Here is a 15,874-nt window from a genome sequence, read left to right as displayed (position 1 = left end):
CGGCGGCACCGTAGCGGGCATGATGTATGCGATCGAAGCCGAAGGGCTGGTCAAGAGATACGGCGACAAGGTGGCCCTGGCCGGGATCGACCTGCGCGCCAGGACCGGGACGGTGCTCGGCGTCCTCGGCCCGAACGGCGCGGGCAAGACCACGGCCGTGCGCATCCTCGCCACCCTCCAGGCCGCCGACGCGGGCCGGGCCACGGTCGGCGGGTTCGACGTGCGCGCCCAGGCCGCGCGGGTGCGCGAGCTGATCGGGCTGACCGGGCAGTACGCCTCGGTCGACGAGCAGCTGACCGGCACGCAGAACCTGGTGATGATGGGCCGCCTGCTCGGCCTGCCCCGCGACGCGGCCAGGGCCAGGGCCGCCGAGCTGCTGGACAGGTTCGGGCTGAGCGAGGCCGGCGGCAGGAAGGCCGGCGGGTACTCCGGCGGCATGCGCCGCCGCCTGGACCTGGCCGCCAGCCTGGTCAGCCGCCCCCGCGTGCTCTTCCTCGACGAGCCCACCACCGGGCTCGACCCCCACGCCCGCAACGAGCTGTGGCAGGTGGTCAGGGAGCTGGTCGCCGACGGCGTGACCGTGCTGCTGACGACGCAGTACCTGGACGAGGCCGACCAGCTCGCCGACGACATCCTGCTGATCGACGGTGGCCGCGTGGCCGCCTCCGGCACCCCCGGCGAGCTCAAGGCCAAGGCGGGCGGGCACCGCCTGGAGGTCAGGCCGCTGCACGAGCCCGACGCGGAGCGGATCACCGCGATCATGGGCGGCCTCAGCGTGCCCGTCCACGACCTGGCCGAGGCGCCCGTGCTGCTCAGGAAGCTCGACGAGGCGGGCATCGTGCTCGCCGAGCACGCGTTGCGCCTGCCCTCCCTCGACGACGTCTTCCTCAGCCTGACAGGAGCATCGAAGTGATCTCGCAGAGCCTCACCCTCGCCTGGCGCAGCCTCGTCCCGCTGAGGAACAGCCCCGGCCAGCTCGTCGGCCTGCTGATGCAACCGATCTTCATGATCGTGGTGTTCGTCTACCTGTTCGGCGGCTCGGGCGGCGACAGGGCGGGCGCGGTGCAGTACATGCTGCCAGGAGTCCTCACCCAGGTGGCGCTGATCACCACCATCGGCACCGGCATGAACCTGGCCACCGACATCGGCAACGGGGTGTTCGACCGGTTCAGGACGATGCCGATCGCCAGGGCCGCGCCCCTCGCCGGCCGGATCCTGGCCGACCTGGCCACGCTCATGGTCACCATCATGATGTCCCTGCTGATCGGCTACGTCGTGGGCTTCAGGATCAGGACCGGCCCGCTGGAGGCGCTGGCCGCCGTCGGGCTGATGGTGCTGTTCGCCTTCGCGCTGAGCTGGGCGTCGGCCTACCTGGGGCTGGTGACGAAGTCCGTGACCACGATGCAGAGCATGGCCAGCGCCGTCCTGCTCCCGCTCACCTTCGGCAGCACCGCCTTCATCCCGGCCACCGGCCTGCCCGGCTGGCTGGTGTGGTGGATGAACGTCAACCCCGTCTCGCACCTGGCGTCCGCGCTGCGCGGGTTGATGGTCGGCGGCACGCAGGCCGCCGACGTGTGGTTCACCCTCGGCTGGGCCGCCGCCATCGCCGCGGTGTTCGTGCCGCTGGCGCTGCGCGCCTACGCCAGGCGGGTCAGCTGATCACGGGACATGCGCCCGCCGCGCCCGAACGCCGCCTCGAAGGCCGCGTCACCGAGCGCGGCACGCGTGTCGGCGGCGGTTGTGGCCATCTCGGCGCCCCCTCCGCCGACACCGCCGTGGACGGCGCTCGCCCCGCCGAGCAGGACGGCGGCCCGCTCGGCGTCGCCGTCGGCCAGCGCCACCTGGGCGAAACCGGCGAGCGCGGCGGCCAGGATCGGCAGGTCCGGCGCCGCCCCGAAGGTCTCCACCGCCAGCCGCAGCTGCTCCCTGGCGCCCTGCGGGTCGCCCGCCTCCAGCAGCGCCCTGCCGTAGGAGGTGCGCGCCCAGCTCACCTGCTGCGGCAGCACGTCGCTCATCGCGGGCAGCGCGGCGAGGAGTTCCTCGTAGCGTGCCAGCGCCGCCGCTCCGTCCCCGGCCAGCCTCGCCAGCTCGGCCTCGCCGAGCCGCAGGTGCAGCAGCACCTGCGGCGACGTCTCGTCCGAGACGACCGCCCTGGCCCTGGCCAGGTCGGCGGCGCCGCCCTCGGCGTCGCCGCCCTGGGCGCGCAGCAGCGCCACCGTGGTGAGCGTGGTGATCGTGTCCTCGACGCTCACCCATCCCACGGTGAGCGCCCCCGCCTCCGCGATCAGCTCGGCGGCCGGCTTGCCGCGAATGACCCGCGCCCCGGCCAGGGCCAGCAGCGACTCGCTCAGGCCCCACCGGTCGCCGATCCGCCTGAACCCGGCGACCGCCCGCTCCAGATCGTCCTCCGCCAGCGGGTGGGCCGACCGCCAGCCGCCCCTGATCATCAGCGCGGCGCTCGACAGCCACGGGTCCTCGGCCGCGACGTACTCGTCCAGCAGCTCGGCCAGGCGCTCCTCCTGCCGCGTCATCGCGGCCAGCACGGCCCTGCCCAGCCACAGCATCGGATGGACGGGGCCCTCCGCGCGAGCCTGGACGATCACCCGCTCCATGTCGTCCAGGATCCGCCCCAGCGCGTCGGGCTCGTTCAGCAGCCGCCCGATGAACCGGGTGCCGACGCCGAAGGTGCAGGCGGCGTAGGCGGCCGCCAGCCCCGGCGGCGGGCCGTCGCCCGCCCGCTCGGCCAGCTCGATCACCTGCGTGGCCCACGCCTCGCCCTCGGCCCGGTAGCCGCACAGCCACCAGTACCAGGTCAGCGCCCCGCACAGGCGCAGCGCCAGCTCCACCTCGCCGGTGTCGAGCGCCCAGCGCAACGCCGCCGCGTGGTTGTCGCGTTCGGCGGCCAGCCGCTCGATCCACACCAGCTGCTCGGCCGTGCGCAGGTGCGGCACCGCCGCCTCGGCCAGCTCCGCGAAGTGGACGGCGTGCGCCCTGCGCGGCTGCCGGCCGCCGTCCATGGCGTAGGCCCTGATCGTCTCCAGCATCGTGTAACGGCCCTGGGCGTCCATCCTGACCAGCGACTTGTCCACCAGCGCGCCGAGCACCTCGATCCCCGCCCCGCACACGGCCTCGACCGCCTCCAGCGTGGCTCCGCCCGGGAACACCGCGAAGCTCTCGGCCAGCGCCCGTTCCTCCTCGGTCAGCAGGTCCCAGCTCCACTCGACCACCGCGCGCAACGTCTGCTGCCGGGGCAGCGCCGTCCTGCTGCCGCCGGTCAGCAGCCTGAACCTGTCGTCGAGCCGGTCGGCCAGCTGGGCGGGCGTCATCGTGCGCAGCCTGGCCGCGGCCAGCTCTATCGCCAGCGGCATCCCGTCGAGCCTGCGGCAGATGGCCACGATCGCGGCCACGTTCCGCTCGTCGAGCCTGACGCCGCTGGCCCGGTCGAGCAGGAGCCGCACCGCCGGAGACGCCGCCGCCACGCCCGGCTGCGCCCCCTCGGGCGGCAGCTCGAGCGGCGGGATGGCCGCCAGCCGTTCCCCCTGCACGCCGAGCGGCTCCCTGCTGGTGGCCAGCACCCTCAGGCCGGGACACTCGATCAGGAGCCGTTCGGCCAGCACGGCCGCCGCCGCCACGAGGTGCTCGCAGTTGTCGAGCACGATGAGCGCCTTGCGGCCGGCGAGCGCGCCCACCAGCCGGTCGGCCGGGCTGACCTTCTCCGCCGCGCCCAGCGCAGGCCGGTCGGTGCCGCGCAGGTCGAGCGCGTCGAGCACGGCGCCGGGCACGTCGGCCGGGTCGGTGATGGCCGCCAGCTCGACCAGCCACGCCTCCTCGGCCAGCAGTGCCGCCTCCGTCGCCAGCCTGGTCTTGCCGGCGCCGCCGGGGCCGACGATGGAGACCATTCTCGAGGTCGCCAGCAGCCCGGTCAGCTCCTCCAGCTCCTCCTCGCGGCCGATGAAGCTGGTCAGCGGGCGTTTCACGCCCGGGCGGCGATGCCGTACGGCGGGCGGGCCGGTCGGCTGGACAGGGGGCCGGCCGGTCGGCGGGGCCGCAGGGAGGTCCCCCGACACCACCGCCAGATGGGCGGCGCGCAGTTCGGGGCCGGGATCGACGCCCAGCTCGTCGGCCAGGCGCGCCCTGGTGCGCTCGAAGAGGGCCAGCGCGTCGGCCTGCCGCCCGGCGGCGGCCATGGTGCGCACGGCGATCGAGCACAGCCGTTCGCGCAGCGGGTGGGCGGCCACCTCCGCCGCCAGGTCCACGGGCAGCCCCGCCGCCAGCCGCGCCTCGGCCCTGGTCTCGACCGCGGCGAGCCTGTCCTCCTCCAGCGCCGCCGCCACGTTGGCCAGGTGCGGCACCGTGGCCAGGTCGGCCAGCGCGGGCCCGCGCCACAGCTTCAGCGCCGCCTCCAGCTCGCCGGCGGCCACCAGGTCGTGGAAGCGGCGCACGTCCACCCGCGCGGTCAGCCGGTAGCCGCCCGGCCTGCTCTCCACCGCCTCGCATGGCCTGAGCGCCGCGCGCAGCCGCTTGACCAGCGTCTGGAGGGCGTTGGCCGCGTTGGCGGGCGGTTCGCCCGGCCAGAGCGCGTCGATCAGCCGGTCGGCGGTGACCAGCCGTCCCTCCTCCAGCGCGAGCAGCGCCAGCAGGGCCCTGACCCTGGCGCCGCCGACCTCGATCGGCCCTTCAGGTCCCTCGACCTCCAGCGGACCGAGAATCGCCACACGCATACGCACATCTTGCCGTCCGGAAGGGCCCGCGCAGCCACCCCAGCCGCGCGAGCCCTCGATACCGGCTAATTCATAGTAACTCAGTGGGTTTTATAGGTAAATACCCGTCTCCCTAGTCGGCGCGCACCCTCTCGCGCACCCACACCCCCGCCGGCTTGAGCCTGGAGGTGCCCGCGAACGGGCCGTTCGGGCAGGTGCCCGAGGTGAAGACGGCACCCGAGCGCGAGTCGTCGGAGTAGTTCCAGTTCACCCAGCTGATCTTCTTCTGCGCCATCAGGTCGATGTACTGCTGTGACCGGGTGAAGTTGTTCGAGCCGTCACCCGAGGCCGTCTGCGTGCCGAACTCCGTGACGAACATCGGGATCCGGTCGGCCGCCCGCGACAGCGCGTTCAGGTACTCCGAGCCGTGGGAGGCGGCGTAGAAGTGGAAGGTGTACATGATGTTGGTCGCGTTGACCGGGTTGTTGACGACCTCGCTCTCGTCGGCCCCGTCCGAGACACCGAGCGACGACCACGCGCGGGTCCCCACGAGGATCGGGGTCTCCGGATCGTGCTGCCTGATCACCGGGATCAACTGGTGGGCGTAGTTCCTGATCGTCGACCACGACACGCCGTTCGGCTCGTTGGCGATCTCGTACAGCAGGTTGTTCTTGCCGTTGTGCCGCTGCGCGATCTCGGTGAAGAAGGTCTTGGCCCTGCTCAGGTTCACTGTCGGATCGCCGGGGCTGAGCATGTGCCAGTCCACGATCGCGTACATCCCGCGCGCCGTGGCCATCTCGATCAGGTTGTGCACCCGGTCGGTGAACAGCCGCGGATTGGTCTCGTAGCCGCCCTCCTGGATGTACATCGAGATCCGCAGGACGTCGGCCTTCCAGTCGGTGGCCAGCGCGTCCAGCGAGGCGGTGTTGAGGCACTGCGAGTACCACTGCAGGCCGTGCGAGCTCATGCCGCGCAGCTGGATCTGCTCGCCGCGCTCGTTGCACAGCCGTACCCCGCACACCTGGAGCTGACCGTTGGCCTCCACCGGCGTGCCGGTGCCGCCCGGCTGGGTCGTGGCGGTGACCGCGGCGCTCCTGCCCGACTCGTTGTCCGACGGATCACGGGCGGTCACGGTGTAGGTGTGGGTGGACGACGGCGCCAGGCCGGTGATCGTGGCCGACGTGCCGCCGACGGTCGCCTTCAGCGTCGACCCCTCGTAGACCCGGTAGTCCTTGATCGTCCCGCTGTTGTCGGCCGAGGCGTCCCACGCCAGCGTGACGGAGCTGGAGGTGGTGGCCGTCGCCCGCGGGTTGCCGGGAACGGAGGGGCTCTCCGTGTCGGGCGGGCCCGCGGCCGAGACCGTCAGCCGGTCGAGGTTCGGGCCGCCGTTGGCGGTCGTGGCGGTGGCGCGGACGGTGTTGGCGCCCGCGTTCAGCGCCGCGGTGACGGTGGTCTCCGCCCACGTGCTCCACGCGCCCGTGCCGGGGAAGTCCTTGGTCACGCCGGTCCCGTTGACCGCGACGGCCATCGGCCGGTCGGTGGTGGTGCCGTTGGCGTAGCGGAAGGTCAGCGCCGCGTTCCCGGCCGCGGCGGCGTTGACCGTGAACTCGACGTAGGAGCCCGCGACGTTGGTGTAGTCCACGAAGCCGGTGCCGGTGTACCCGGCGTGCTTGGTGTCCACGATGCCCTGCGAGATGACCGCGTTCTCCGCCTGGTACTCGTTCGACGGGGCCGCCACGTCGATCTCGGCGTAGTCGAGGTTGGGCCCGCCGTTGGCGGTCGTGGCGGTGGCGCGGACGGTGTTGGCGCCCGCGTGCACCGGCGCCGTGACGGTCGTCGAGGCCCAGGTGGACCAGGCTCCCGTGCCGGGGAAGTTCTTGGTCACGCCGGCCCCGTTGACCGCGACGGCCATCGGCCGGTCGGTGGTGGTGCCGTTGGCGTAGCGGAGCACGATCGAGGCGGTGCCCGCCGCGGCGGCGTTCACGGTGAACTCGACGTAGGAACCCTGGACGTTGTCGTAGTTGACGAAGCCGGTGCCGCTGAAGCCCGCGTGGTTGGACTCGACCGCCCCTTGGGAGACGGTCGCGTTCTCCGCCTCGAGGCGGGAGGGCGCCTGGGCCAGGGCGGGCGCGGCCAGGCAGGTGGTGAGGACGGCGGTGAGCGCGAGGAAGCGGACGGGTCGGAGCATCGCCCCTCCGGTTTATTAGGAAACTTAACTAACGATCAATCGGAGAATAGGTCTGACCACTCCCGGGCACAAGGCCCAAATTGACAGGCATCAGACAGGAAGGCTGACGGCCTTGACGAAGTAAGTCCGATGCGCCACGCGTAGGGCCGCGCTAGGCGCGCAGCATGCCGCGCAGGATGGCGTCGAGCGTGCCGGCCTCCTGCTCGGTGAGCCGGGCGGCCAACCGCGCCAGGTTGGCCGCGTGCTCGGTGAGGGTGGCGTCGATGACCTCGCGGCCCCGCTCGGTGAGCGAGACGCGGAAGCTGCGCCGATCGGCGGGGTCGAGGCTGCGCTCGACCAGCCCCGCCGCCTCCAGCCGGTCGATGCGGTTGGTCATGCCCGCCCGCGACATCATCAGCACGTCCGACAGCTCCGACGGCATCAGCGTGTACGGCGGGCCCGACCGGCGCAGCGCCGCCAGCACGTCGAACTCGCCCGGTCGCAGGCCGTGGCGCCGGAAGACCTCCTCCACGGCCGACTCCACCAGCCGCGACGCCTGGCCGAGGCGGCCGAAGACGCCCATCGCCGACAGGTCGAGGTCCGGACGCTCGCGCCGCCACTGGGTGAGGATGACGTCGATCGCGTCCTGCTCACTGCTCATGGTCAGACCCTATGGCCATCGGCGGCGCCGTCCGCCCGGCGGGAGACCGGGCCCCGGCGGTCCTGCCGTACCGGTGTCCGGACGGGGCGCCGGGACGCCGCCAGGCGCCCGGCGGCCCGCGGTACCGGCCGCTCTGAAACCGGCCGGGAGACGCGACACGCTACTGTGAAATGACCCATTTGAGCAGGAGCGACCATGTTCTTCGGCGTGACCGATATCTGGACATATGTGGCGGGAGCCTTCTTCATCATCCTGCTGCCCGGCCCCAACTCGCTCTACGTGCTCGCCCTCGCCGCCCAGCGCGGCGTGCGTGAGGGCTACAAGGCGGCGATGGGCGTCTTCGTCGGCGACACCGTCCTCATGGTGCTCGCGGCGGCGGGCGCGGCGTCGCTGCTGCGCTCGAATCCGGTGCTGTTCACGGTCGTGAAGTACCTGGGCGCGGGCTACCTGGCGTGGATCGGCCTCCAGATGATCAGGGGCGCGTGGAAGGCGTGGCGCTCCGCCGGCCCGGCTCACGTCCCGGTCGCCGTGCTGGTGGACGAGCGCGGACCGAACCCCTTCCGCAAGGCGCTGACGATCAGCCTGCTGAACCCGAAGGCGATCCTGTTCTTCGTCTCCTTCTTCATCCAGTTCGTGGACCCCTCGTACGGCATGCCCGCGGTGCCGTTCCTCATCCTGGGGGCGATCATCCAGCTGTTCAGCGCGCTCTACCTGTCGGCGCTGATCTTCGGCGGGACCTTCCTGGCCGGGCAGTTCCGCGCCAGGCGGAAGCTGTCGGCCACCCTCACCTCGGGGGTCGGCGCGCTGTTCCTCGGCTTCGGCGCCAAGCTCGCCACGGCCAGCCTGGGATAATCGTTTCCCCACAAACTATGACAGATGCGACATATGGCCACGGCAAGATCAACAAGTGCCGAATGTGCACAATCTGACAGTGGCACTCCCGGACGTCAGGTACGGTAAGCCAGCGGCGCGCCCCTGCGCGCCGGGGTAATCCGTCCCGCAACCCGACGACAGCGTCCGACGATGCCTGATCCCGCCAGCCAGGGGTAGGCGCTGCTCGTGGGCCGACCTACGGAGCAGAGTTGAACCATCCCCCCGTCGTGCTGCCACGTCTGACCGCCCTGGCCAGGCAGGCGATCCCCCGCCTGCTCGAAGGAGTCGTCGCTCCGCTCGCCGTCTTCTACACCGCCCTCATGATCCTGGGCGAGACGGGCGCGCTGATCGCGGCGGTGTCGTGGGTCTACCTCGGCGTGGGATGGCGGCTCGTCAGGAAGGTGCGGGTGCCCGCGACCATGTTCCTGGCCGCGGTCGCGATCACCGCGCGGGCCCTGGTCGCGCTGTGGACCGGCAACAACGCCGTCTTCTTCCTGACGCCCGAGTTCGGGACCATCTGCATCAGCATGATCTTCCTCGCCTCGGTCAGGCTGAACAGGCCGATGGTCCAGAAGCTCACCCTCGACTACATCCACCTGCCGCAGGCGGTGCTGAAGCACGAGCGGATGCGCAGGTTCTTCGCCAGGATCACGCTGCTGTGGGCGTTCGTGCTGATGGCCAACTCCACCGTGAGCATCTGGCTCTTCCTCAACGAGTCCATCGGCGCCTACATGCTGCTGCGCACCTCAGCGGTGGCCGCTATCAGCGGGTTCGCGATCACCTTCTCGTTGTGGACCTTCAAGCGGGTGCTGCGCCGCCTCAGCCACGCTCCCGCCTGACTTCTCGATCAGTAGGAACGCGCCACCGAGCCCCAGCGTCAGTCCGGTCAGCATGGCGAACAGCGCCATCAGGTGGGGCGCGACCATCGGGACCTCGGCGGCCAGCGGGCCGGCGGTCACCATGATGATCATCTCGTAGAGGCCCCAGGCGAACAGGTAGCCGCTGCCCAGCCACGCCACGGCCGTCGACCACCACGCGTGCCCGCGCAGCAGGGCCAGGTAACCGGCGGCGCCGACGATGATGAGCGCTCCGCCGAGGGCCTGCACGACGCTTCCCGGCAGGTTCCGCGCGGCCGTCACAGCGGGGTCGAGTCCGGCGGTGCCGCCGCAGGCCCAGTACACGTCCACGGCGCCGACGACCAGCGCCACCAGCAGGCCGCCGCGGCCCACGACGTGCTGGAACGCCACGGCCGTCCGCGCCCTGCCGTACCGGAAGGCCCACGGCCACCTGGCGCGGGCGTAGAGGGCGAAGGCGACGGTGAGCCCCACGCCCTGCAGCGAGAAGCCGCCGTAGACCATCAGGTAGACCCAGCCCTCCACCATCGGGCCGCCGTGGAAGGAGCCCGGTCCCTCGATCAGCAGGGTCAGCGGCAGCGCGAGGACGATCTTGGACAGCAGGGCGGTGCCGACCCAGATGGGCAGCAGCACCAGCCACGCCGGCAGGCGCATCCCCCACCGCGTGGTGAAGGCGAACGCGAGGCACAGGCCGACCAGGTCCATGCCGAAGGTCATGGCGTTGAGCCCGGTCATCGCGCCCGAGTCCATCAGCGAAAGGTCGACCACGCCGACCGGGCGGCCCGCCAGCCAAAGGATCTTGATGGTGAGGTAGGGCAGGGTCGCGGCCATCGCGACGATCGCGGCGGTGATCCTGCCGATTCCTGCGCGGGGAACGTCCATGCCGCCCAATCTGCCCGGCGGCGGCACCCCCGGCCTCACGCGACGCGGGGATCCCCCTCCCCCGCGCGGGGGACGACGACCAGTTCGAAGCCCTCGCCGGCCGGGCCCGCCGCCATCGTGCCGCCGGCCAGCCGGACGCGCTCGCGCAGTCCGGTGAGGCCCATGCCGCCCGGGACCGCGGTGGGCCGGCCGCGGGAGGGGCCGTTGCGCACCGAGATCCGCCCGGGCGCGACCGAGACCCGCACCCATGCGCCGGGGGCGTGCTTGGCGGCGTTGGTCAGGCCCTCCTGGACCACCCGGTGCGCCAGCGCGGGCACGGGACCCGGCGCGATCTCCGCCGTGACCTCCATCCCCGAGCCCCTGGCCCGCTCGACCAGGGCGGCGACGTCCTCGTCGACGGGCGCGAGCGGGGCGGGGTCGATGTCCTCGCGCAGCAGCCCCACGATCTGCCTCAGCCGTTCCGTGGCCTCCGCCGCCGCCACCCGCAACTCCCCTGCGGCCTTGGCCTGGGCCGGAGCGAGTCCAGGCGCGATCTCGAGGCCCGCCGCGCGCACCGCGATGAGGGCCAGGTCGTGCCCGAGCGAGTCGTGCATCTCGTGCGCGATGCGGGCGCGCTCGCGCATCCTGGCCTGCGCCGCCGCGGCCTCGCCGGCCCGCGCCCGCTGGTGCACCAGCCGCCGCCGCAGCACCCCCAGCAGGTACGGCAGGACGTAGAAGCCGGCGAGCCCGGACACCATCGTGACCCACAGCCGCGGCTGGCCGCCGTGCGCCAGCACGACGCCCGAGCCGACGACGGTGGCCGCGCCGAGAACGGCCACGGCCGGCCAGGCGCGCGCGGTCCTGCGCCCGGTCAGATAGGCGTACCAGATCACGGCCGGCGTGGTCGGCGTGAGCGGGAAGATCTTCACCGCGACCAGCGACAGCGGCCACAACTGGTCGCCGGTGGCCTGCCCCCGGCTGAAGTCCCAGTCGGCGGTGGCCAGACCCTCGTCGAACTGCCAGGGTCCCACCGGCAGCAGGATCACGACCGCGGCGAGCGGCCACGGCCGGCCCACCGCGATCGCCAGGGCCAGAAGCAGCACGCGCCCGCCCGTCACCGCGAGGAAGCGGCCGGGGTCGGCGAAGGGGTCGGGCCCCGCGGCGGCGGCCAGGAGGGACATGACGAGCCACAGGAGCACGTCGTGGAGCAGGTGGCGGGGCGTGCGGCGCATGCGGGAGACGCTATCGGGCCGGGCCCCGGCGGCACCTCTGCCGAAAGTCGGGGTATCGCCCGGCCTACCGGAGATGGTGGTGCCAGCCTCACCGTCGATCTCCACCCTCACACCAGTGTGCGAGGTCTCCTTCCCGAGTTGGATCGAGGGACATGACGAAAGTAGGGGGTCGTGCGTACCGATCGTCCGATGTGGGCGGACCTGATCGATCCCTAGGTTCGAGGAGGTAGATCCCTGAGATTTCCAGGGGACGGCCGGGGTCCGGCCGGGGGCCGTTCCCCGATGTCGCCAGGGTGATCCGCCGCCACTCTGAGAGAACCCCCTCCACAGACCGGAGCGCACATGTCCCATGCCATTCTCGACCTGCTCAACCAGGTGATGACCTCGCCATGGTTGTACGTCGCGCTGTTCGCGCTGGCGATGCTCGACGGGTTCTTCCCCGTCGTGCCCGCCGAGACGGCTGTCATCACCGCGGGCGTGTTCGCGGCCTCCACGGGTGACCCGAACCTGTGGCTGGTGATGGTCGTGGCCGCGCTGGGCGCCTTCACCGGCGACCACATCTCCTACTTCATCGGCAGCAAGGCGGGCCGCCGGCTGCGGGGCAAGAAGGCCTTCACGTGGGCCCAGCAGGCACTCGCCGAGCGTGGCGGCCTGCTGCTCGTGGTGGCCCGCTACATCCCCGGCGGCAGGACCGCGGCCACGCTCACCATGGGCGGGGTCGGCTATCCGCGCGGCTCGTTCGCGTTCTTCGACGCGATCGCGGCCGGGTCGTGGGCGGTCTACTCGACGCTGATCGGCTTCTTCGGCGGCATGGCCTTCGAGAACGACCCGATCAAGGGCCTGCTGCTCGGCCTCGGCATCGCGGTGACGATCACCATGGTCGTCGAGCTGGTCCGCTGGCTGCGCAAGCGGCGTTCACCGGGTTCTCACCGGGCGCTCGTCCCTGCCGCGCAGGGCGCCGAAGGAGAGTCCTGACTGTTCGCCCCCCTGTCCCTGAGCGGAGACCTCACGGACACCTCCACATGTCTTCATCCAGGTGAAAGGAGTGCGCATGACTGTGCTGGCCGCGGCCGTGGCCCTGTTCGGCTCGTTGTTCTTCGCACTCGGCGCCGCTCTCCAGCAGTTCGAGGCGGTGGGCTCGGCCAAGCCGGGCCTGCTGGCCCTGCTCAGAAAGCCCCGCTGGCTCGTGGGCGGGGCGTCGATCCTCGTGGGCGGAGGGCTGCACATCGTGGCCCTCGGCCTCGGCCCGCTGACCGTCGTCCAGCCGATGGGCGTGGCCAGCCTCCTGTTCGCCCTGCCGATCGCGGCCGCCCTGCACGGGCGGCGGCCGTCCCGGAGGGAACTGGCCGCGGCGGCCACGGTCGCCATCGGCCTGATCGGGCTGGTCCTGCTGGTCCCCTCGCACGACGGCCCCACGTACCTGAGCCCGCACGGGGCCGCCACGCTGCTCGCGGTCGCGGGCGTCGCGGCGGTGCTGCTGTGGGCGGGCGCGAGGGCCGCCTCCCCGGCGGGACGGGCCGCGCTCCTGGCCACCAGCGCGGGCGTGCTGTACGGCGCGACCGCGACCCTCATGCGCGTCCTGGTCGACGGGGCGTGGAACTGGTGGTACCTGCTGGCGCTGCCGGTTCCCGCCCTGCTCGCCCTGGTGCTCCTGCAGCGGGCCTACGCCGTCGGCCACTTCGGCGTGTCCTTCGCCTCGCTGCAGATCGCCGACCCCCTGACCGCCGTCGCCTTCGGCGCCCTCCTGCTCGGCGAGCCCCTCCCCCAGGGTGTCGCCCCGATCGCGGCCGCCGCGCTCACGGCGGTGGGCACGATCGCGCTCGCTCGCACCACCCCCCTCGAATCACGTTCCTAACTCCCAGGAGTCCCCCACCATGGCCATGCCGCTCGTCTCCACCGAGACCACCCGCCCGGCGCTCGCCTCCGTGCCCGCCAGGCCGCGCCGCGTGCTGATCTCCACCGACACCTACCCGCCCGACGTCAACGGCGCCGCCGTCTTCACCCATCGCCTGGCCACCGGGCTGGCCGAGCGCGGCAACGACGTCCACGTGATCTGCCAGTCGGACGAGGGCCCCGCCAAGGCCTCGGTGGAGGACGGCGTGGTCGTGCACCGGCTGCGCTCGGCGCCGCTGCTGGTCCACCCGACGATGCGGGTGACGGTGCCGACCAGGCTCGACCGCCTGGTGAAGGCCATCGACCCCGACGTGCTGCACGCCCAGGGGCACTTCGTGGTCGGCAGGGCGGCGATGGCCGCCGCGCGCAGGAACGGCGTGCCCGTCGTGGCGACCAACCACTTCATGCCCGACAACCTCTTCCAGTTCGCGCACATCCCGGCCCGGCTGCGGGAGTCTGCGGGCCGGCTGGCGTGGCGCGACTTCAGCCGGATCTTCTCCCGCGCCGACCACATCACCACCCCGACGCCGCTGGCCGCGGGGCTGCTGGCCGGCCAGGGCTTCTCGCGCGAGGTGGAGGCGGTCTCCTGCGGGATCGACCTGACCAGGTTCCACCCGCACGCCGAGCCCAAGGCGTGGGCGCGCAAGGCGTTCGGCCTGCCCGACCGCGAGACCGTGCTGTTCGTGGGACGGCTCGACGAGGAGAAGCGCCTGGACGAGCTGGTGCGGGCGCTGCCGTACGTCCTGAACGAGACCGACGCGCAGGTGGCGCTGGTGGGCAAGGGCAACCAGCGGGCCGAGCTGGAGCGGCTGGCCGGCAGGATCGGGGTCGGCGACCGGGTGTTCTTCCTCGGGTTCGTGCCCGACGAGACGATGCCGCAGGTGTTCGCCGCCGCCGACGTCTTCGCCATGCCGGGCGTGGCCGAGCTGCAGAGCATCGCCACGCTGGAGGCCATGGCCAGCGGGCTGCCGGTGGTCGCCGCCAACGCGATGGCGCTGCCGCACCTGGTCGAGGACAACGGGTACCTGTTCGAGCCGGGCGACGTGATGGAGCTGGCGGGGCATCTGACCACGCTGCTGGCCGACGCCGACCTGCGGGCCAGGGCCGGCCGGGCCAGCCGCGAGCTGGCGCTGACCCACGACCACCAGGCGTCGCTGGCCCGCTTCGAGCAGATCTACGCCGAGGTCGCCCGATGATCCTGGTGGCTCCCCTCGTCGCGGCGGTGGTGTGCCTGGCGGCGCTGGCCCACGCGCACCTGGCGCTGCCCGCGCAGCCGCTGGTCAGCGACTACGCGCTGGTTCCCGGCGGGATGCCGCTGGTCGTGGTCGGCATGACGGCCCTGGCCTCCGGCTGCCTGTTCCTCGCCTACGGCCTGGCCGTCAACGACCCCGCCCGCACGGCGGCGACCAGGCTGCTGCTGATCGCCGCGGCGGCGGGCCTGATGCTGAGCGCGGTCTTCCCGACCGACCCCGGCGCCGCCAAGTCGCTGTCGGGCGAGCTGCACCGGTGGGCCTCGGCGGTGGTGTTCACCTCCCTGCCGGTCGCCGGCTGGAGCCTGGCCAGGGGACGCGCCGCGCTCCCCCGGTGGAACCTGGTCAGGTCGCTGGCCGTGACCTCCGTGATCACACTGGCGGTCTACCTCGCCGCGCACCCGGCGACGCTCACCTCGCCGCTCATCGGCGGCGCCGCGTACTACGGCCTCATGGAACGCGCGCTGATCGTGGCCGAGATCGTCCTCGTGGTGGCGATGGGCCTGGCCGCCTTCCTCGACTTCCGCCTTCCCGCCGCCGTGCCCGTGGCCGGCAGGAACCCGGGCGCCGCGAAGGCCCCCGAGGCCGGGCCGGCCGCCGTCGACCGCGCCAGAGCCGCGTGAAGGTTCGGCACCCGCCGAACCTTCACCGGCCTACCGTAGAGGCATGTCAGCTCAGGGCCTCGCCGCGTTCGCGGCGCTCATCGCCGACCCGACCAGGGCGGCGTTCTGCCTGGCGCTGCTCGACGGGCGGGCGTGGACCGCGGGCGAGCTCGCCAGGACGGCCAAGGTCGCCCCTTCCACCGCCAGCGAGCATCTCAGCAAGATGGTGCAGGGCGGGCTGCTCGCCGAGGAACGGCAGGGCAGGCACCGCTACGTACGGCTGGCCGACGCCGCCACCGCGCAACTCGTCGAGGACCTCGCCGCGCGCGTCTCCCCCGCGGCCTCCGGCCCCGCCCCCGCCACGCTCAGGGCGGCCAGCGCGTCGGCCGCGATGGCCAGGGCCCGCACCTGCTACGACCACCTCGCCGGACGGCTCGGCGTCGCCGTCACCGACGCGCTCCTGTCCCGCGGCCTGCTGGAACCCGGGTTCTCGCTGAGCCCGTCGGGGGCCGACTGGTTCGCCGGGCTCGGCATCGCGCTGGAGGCCAGCCGTACGCGGCCGATGGCCAGGCCGTGCCTCGACTGGACCGAGCGCCGCCCGCACCTGGCGGGCACCGCGGGGGCGGCGCTGTGCCACCACGCCTTCGCGGCGGGCTGGGTCACCAGGATCGGCGGCCAGCGGGCGCTCAAGATCACTGACGACGGCCTGGCGAGCCTGTCGGCGCTGCTGGAGATCCCCGCCGGCATGCTTCGGCCGGCGCCGAACTGACCGGGGTCTACG

Annotated in this window: 14 protein-coding genes; 9 read left to right on the top strand and 5 right to left on the bottom strand. The window is 72.6% G+C overall.

Annotated elements, in window-relative coordinates; genetic code table 11:
- Positions 1-19 precede the first annotated feature (19 nt).
- On the top strand, positions 20-913 hold the full coding sequence (locus ABZX22_RS39280; protein ID WP_354920253.1) for an ATP-binding cassette domain-containing protein: 894 nt from the start codon (positions 20-22) through the stop codon (positions 911-913).
- Positions 910-1,659 (top strand): ABC transporter permease, encoded by a 750-nt coding sequence (locus ABZX22_RS39275; RefSeq protein ID WP_354920250.1) that lies wholly within the window; start codon positions 910-912, stop codon positions 1,657-1,659. The genes ABZX22_RS39280 and ABZX22_RS39275 overlap by 4 nt, the downstream gene beginning before the upstream one ends.
- Here the strand turns inward: ABZX22_RS39275 and ABZX22_RS39270 are convergent.
- The 3 genes from ABZX22_RS39270 to ABZX22_RS39260 form a co-directional block, all read right to left on the bottom strand.
- Positions 1,638-4,721, bottom strand: a complete 3,084-nt coding sequence (locus tag ABZX22_RS39270; RefSeq protein WP_354920247.1) for a BTAD domain-containing putative transcriptional regulator — start codon at positions 4,719-4,721, stop codon at positions 1,638-1,640. The genes ABZX22_RS39275 and ABZX22_RS39270 overlap by 22 nt on opposite strands.
- 112 nt (positions 4,722-4,833) lie before the next feature.
- Complete coding sequence (locus ABZX22_RS39265; RefSeq protein WP_354920244.1) at positions 4,834-6,888, bottom strand: cellulase family glycosylhydrolase; 2,055 nt, start codon at positions 6,886-6,888, stop codon at positions 4,834-4,836.
- A gap of 151 nt (positions 6,889-7,039) precedes the next feature.
- Positions 7,040-7,528 (bottom strand): MarR family transcriptional regulator, encoded by a 489-nt coding sequence (locus ABZX22_RS39260; protein ID WP_354920241.1) that lies wholly within the window; start codon positions 7,526-7,528, stop codon positions 7,040-7,042.
- A 195-nt stretch (positions 7,529-7,723) separates the two neighbouring features.
- Here ABZX22_RS39260 and leuE point away from each other — a divergent pair, with 195 nt between their 5' ends.
- The gene (gene leuE / locus ABZX22_RS39255) at positions 7,724-8,380 is read left to right on the top strand and encodes a leucine efflux protein LeuE (RefSeq protein WP_354920238.1); all 657 of its coding nucleotides are present in this window, start codon (positions 7,724-7,726) and stop codon (positions 8,378-8,380) included.
- 248 nt (positions 8,381-8,628) lie between these two features.
- Complete coding sequence (locus ABZX22_RS39250) at positions 8,629-9,240, top strand: VC0807 family protein (protein ID WP_354920235.1); 612 nt, start codon at positions 8,629-8,631, stop codon at positions 9,238-9,240.
- On the opposite strand, the gene ABZX22_RS39245 is transcribed toward ABZX22_RS39250, so the two are convergent.
- Positions 9,148-10,137, bottom strand: a complete 990-nt coding sequence (locus ABZX22_RS39245) for a hypothetical protein (protein WP_354920233.1) — start codon at positions 10,135-10,137, stop codon at positions 9,148-9,150. The genes ABZX22_RS39250 and ABZX22_RS39245 overlap by 93 nt on opposite strands.
- 35 nt (positions 10,138-10,172) lie before the next feature.
- Entirely contained in the window at positions 10,173-11,348 is a 1,176-nt protein-coding gene (locus ABZX22_RS39240) for a histidine kinase (RefSeq protein ID WP_354920231.1), read from the bottom strand.
- 342 nt (positions 11,349-11,690) lie between these two features.
- On the opposite strand from ABZX22_RS39240, the gene ABZX22_RS39235 reads away from it, so the two are divergent.
- The 5 genes from ABZX22_RS39235 to ABZX22_RS39215 all read left to right on the top strand — a co-directional run bounded on the left by ABZX22_RS39235 (position 11,691) and on the right by ABZX22_RS39215 (position 15,862).
- A complete protein-coding gene (locus ABZX22_RS39235; RefSeq protein WP_354920229.1) occupies positions 11,691-12,323 on the top strand; it encodes a DedA family protein in 633 nt (210 codons plus the stop codon).
- Between the two features lie 76 nt (positions 12,324-12,399).
- The gene (locus ABZX22_RS39230) at positions 12,400-13,203 is read left to right on the top strand and encodes a DMT family transporter (protein ID WP_354920226.1); all 804 of its coding nucleotides are present in this window, start codon (positions 12,400-12,402) and stop codon (positions 13,201-13,203) included.
- A 19-nt stretch (positions 13,204-13,222) separates the two neighbouring features.
- Positions 13,223-14,437, top strand: a complete 1,215-nt coding sequence (locus ABZX22_RS39225; protein WP_354920223.1) for a glycosyltransferase — start codon at positions 13,223-13,225, stop codon at positions 14,435-14,437.
- Entirely contained in the window at positions 14,434-15,114 is a 681-nt protein-coding gene (locus ABZX22_RS39220; protein WP_354920220.1) for a DUF998 domain-containing protein, read from the top strand. The genes ABZX22_RS39225 and ABZX22_RS39220 overlap by 4 nt, the downstream gene beginning before the upstream one ends.
- Positions 15,115-15,157: 43 nt before the next feature.
- Entirely contained in the window at positions 15,158-15,862 is a 705-nt protein-coding gene (locus ABZX22_RS39215) for a winged helix-turn-helix domain-containing protein (RefSeq protein WP_354920217.1), read from the top strand.
- The last annotated feature ends 12 nt before the right edge of the window (positions 15,863-15,874 follow it).

This window comes from Nonomuraea sp. NPDC003804, assembly GCF_040610675.1.
GTDB lineage: Bacteria > Actinomycetota > Actinomycetes > Streptosporangiales > Streptosporangiaceae > Nonomuraea.
The sequence above is the reverse complement of the archived record's forward strand: the minus strand, read 5'-3'. Positions and strand labels throughout refer to the sequence as shown.

Excerpts from the sequence above, each read along its gene's own strand:
- ABZX22_RS39280 (WP_354920253.1), top strand. The coding sequence starts at position 20 with ATGATGTATGCGATCGAAGCCGAAGGGCTGGTCAAGAGATACGGCGAC.
- ABZX22_RS39270 (WP_354920247.1), bottom strand. The coding sequence starts at position 4,721 with ATGCGTGTGGCGATTCTCGGTCCGCTGGAGGTCGAGGGACCTGAAGGG.
- ABZX22_RS39265 (WP_354920244.1), bottom strand. The coding sequence starts at position 6,888 with ATGCTCCGACCCGTCCGCTTCCTCGCGCTCACCGCCGTCCTCACCACC.
- ABZX22_RS39260 (WP_354920241.1), bottom strand. The coding sequence starts at position 7,528 with ATGAGCAGTGAGCAGGACGCGATCGACGTCATCCTCACCCAGTGGCGG.
- leuE (WP_354920238.1), top strand. The coding sequence starts at position 7,724 with ATGTTCTTCGGCGTGACCGATATCTGGACATATGTGGCGGGAGCCTTC.
- ABZX22_RS39245 (WP_354920233.1), bottom strand. The coding sequence starts at position 10,137 with ATGGACGTTCCCCGCGCAGGAATCGGCAGGATCACCGCCGCGATCGTC.
- ABZX22_RS39240 (WP_354920231.1), bottom strand. The coding sequence starts at position 11,348 with ATGCGCCGCACGCCCCGCCACCTGCTCCACGACGTGCTCCTGTGGCTC.
- ABZX22_RS39235 (WP_354920229.1), top strand. The coding sequence starts at position 11,691 with ATGTCCCATGCCATTCTCGACCTGCTCAACCAGGTGATGACCTCGCCA.
- ABZX22_RS39230 (WP_354920226.1), top strand. The coding sequence starts at position 12,400 with ATGACTGTGCTGGCCGCGGCCGTGGCCCTGTTCGGCTCGTTGTTCTTC.
- ABZX22_RS39225 (WP_354920223.1), top strand. The coding sequence starts at position 13,223 with ATGGCCATGCCGCTCGTCTCCACCGAGACCACCCGCCCGGCGCTCGCC.
- ABZX22_RS39220 (WP_354920220.1), top strand. The coding sequence starts at position 14,434 with ATGATCCTGGTGGCTCCCCTCGTCGCGGCGGTGGTGTGCCTGGCGGCG.
- ABZX22_RS39215 (WP_354920217.1), top strand. The coding sequence starts at position 15,158 with ATGTCAGCTCAGGGCCTCGCCGCGTTCGCGGCGCTCATCGCCGACCCG.